General features: G+C 47.1%; 3 protein-coding genes and 1 pseudogene. 1 reads left to right on the plus strand and 3 read right to left on the minus strand.

Annotated elements, in window-relative coordinates:
* The coding region (locus AZ66_RS33180; protein ID WP_044358029.1) for a hypothetical protein at positions 1-211 on the plus strand (211 nt) is incomplete at its 5' end.
* A 264-nt stretch (positions 212-475) separates the two neighbouring features.
* Here the strand turns inward: AZ66_RS33180 and AZ66_RS28565 are convergent.
* The 3 genes and pseudogenes from AZ66_RS28565 to AZ66_RS28575 form a co-directional block, all read right to left on the minus strand.
* Positions 476-1,015, minus strand: a complete 540-nt coding sequence (locus AZ66_RS28565) for a DUF402 domain-containing protein (protein WP_021261877.1) — start codon at positions 1,013-1,015, stop codon at positions 476-478.
* Positions 1,016-1,185: 170 nt separating this feature from the next.
* The gene (locus AZ66_RS28570; RefSeq protein ID WP_156160128.1) at positions 1,186-2,001 is read right to left on the minus strand and encodes a hypothetical protein; all 816 of its coding nucleotides are present in this window, start codon (positions 1,999-2,001) and stop codon (positions 1,186-1,188) included.
* A 119-nt stretch (positions 2,002-2,120) separates the two neighbouring features.
* Positions 2,121-2,452, minus strand: a pseudogene (locus AZ66_RS28575) (hypothetical protein); the annotation flags it as partial.

The raw sequence follows: 2,452 nt of genomic DNA on the forward strand, positions 1-2,452 counted from the left end.
CTTGGTAAACGTAGTCTGCTGCACTGTGCAGCTGCGCTACTGCTTGTCCGAACAATCGGCTAATGTCGGCATTGTCACTTCCCTTTTTACGTTTCCTTCCTATTTGCGCAATGTGAGTACAGCAGTGATAAGAAGCAAGGCCAGTGTGAGCGCATACATGACAATTGCTGTTGGGCTAGTAAATTCATACCCGCAGCTCGACGAAAAATAGGCTGTTATCACTTCTGTATCAACCAAATTGCAAGGCACATATCTTAGACGCATCAGGTATGGAAAAAGTTTCAACCCACACCCATCCCTTGGTCAAATGAGCGCCGAAATTGGTTGGGTAATGGTGACTAGAACTAAATTAGCCTACTGCATACCAATACGAAATAACTTCCAGTTATAGATAGGATCTAATTACGGAGTCAAGTTATGCGGATATGCGAACAAGTGCTATAAAGAAATAAAGAAGACTGATATCAGTCTTCTCTCATGGCACAAGCAATTGCTGCATCATTATAAAGTCCTCTTTACTTCGTCTAACTAATGGGTGTTCCTTCACTTCTTGAACAAGTCGGGAAGCTTCTTTCACAGCTATGCTGTATTGATCATGGGTAATGCGTCCCCACTCCAGAGCTTCTTCCAGCTCATCTTCATCCAAGAGGAAGATATGGCCTGAAGGCAGCAGCACAACATCCAAGTATAAGTCGTCGAAATAGGGGATGCCCCGTTCGTCCGTTCCGACCGGTTCACAAACATCCACGTACCACTGCATGACCTCTCCCTGTTCATCAAATACAGTCGTAATTGAATAATGCTCATGCAAGGGGAAATATTGCATCCAGCAATATCCTGTATCTACGAGCTTTATTCTCTTCCCGTCCATTGTCACTGTTAACGGCTGCCGCACCGCATTGAATTTAATCAGAGAGATGTAGCCTGTAAATTCCGGAGAATCTACTTCAGTTAGCGCGAACTGCTTGGACAAAATCCGTTTCCAATCGTAGCGATCTGCGTGTTTTCTCTTCATGTGGCAACCTTCCTCAGCTTGGATGCCGTCTCTTTATTTCCCATTTGTCGAGCACTGCAGTTCGTCACCTGTATCTGCAGATAGACAAGAGAGGCCCAGCTTCAAATTTCCTTTGCTACGATTATACCTTACTCGCAAGCGTTCGGCATGTGATATATTGGCATATCTCCTTATTTTCCACGAGATGACCAGCTTATGTCGAGCAGAGACACATCATCCTCCAGCATTTCTCCATTTCGATACTCCAGCTTATGGCGGAGCACTTCGTCTGCGGGCGGATACGGCAGGCTGTCCAATTCGGAGAACCCGTCGGTATACACCATCAGCCGAAGGGGTGCATTGCCTTCAATATGGTGGTGCAAGGTATGAGCTCTTCCGCCGATGAGACCACGATAGACTGACCACCGTTGTCCACTTGAGCTGGAAGACTCGAATAGATTGCAGCTTTCTTGTTCATGCTGCCATAATCGACGTCGCCCGTCCCCATGCCATGCAAGCCATATTCGACTATACGGCTCTGCTTCATCCGTTCCATCAGTGCCATCGATCCGCCCGCAGGTGAACATCGCCTCGCTGCCGATTCGTTTCTTGTCTTCCAATACTTCCTTCACAAGTGGAGGGAGTCCCGAGGGAATCGGCAGCCCAGACATTTGCTCAGCTGCTGCATCACGTAGAGAATCCAGATAAGCATGCAAAGACTCGGCATTCAATTCAGACTGAACAGCAATCCAGTCCAATAAATGGGCACCTAGAAACCTCGCAGCAAAATCTCCTTGGTAGCTCAAACTGACCCCATCGCATAATACAAAGCTGAGCGAACCACCATCTATGCGAAAGGCCAAATAATCTTGATTGTTATCCTTATATTGCGCCGTCTCTCCCGCTCGTGCGTAAGCAAATCTACAGCGAAAAGAGGATTGCTCGATCGTCATTAACGGCTGATCCACCTGTTGGGAACAACGGTAGTGAAAGGATGTCAGACTCAATCGGATTCACCCTGCCTTTCTTACGTAATCCAAGCTGTATCGTTGTACAATAGGCATACGGAGATTGAATAGCTTCCTGCAATCTCTCCTCATTGTGAAATCCCTTCGTTTGGAATCAATTAACGCACAGGAGTAGCGGCAGACATTTGGAATCCGATCGAGACCAGCTCTGGACAATTTCCGGGCAGCATCATGTAGGCTCCTGATGAGAGGTGATAATCCGCCTCCACCAACATCTCACGATAGCTTTCCGGCAAGATCGAAGACATGCTTCGCAGCTTCTGTGCATGTTCATCGGTAAGAACGGTATCCTGCACGATTCCCTTCCACCTGCGAGGTTCTTCAATTGGTGTATCCAACATGTGATCCGTAATAAATATATTCTCGATAAGCACATTGCCGTCCGGCACACTCATTTGCATAATCCGCCTAGCAATTGGCGCTGGATCAT

This window comes from Paenibacillus sp. E194 (assembly GCF_000935845.1).
Lineage (GTDB): Bacteria > Bacillota > Bacilli > Paenibacillales > Paenibacillaceae > Paenibacillus_B > Paenibacillus_B alvei_B.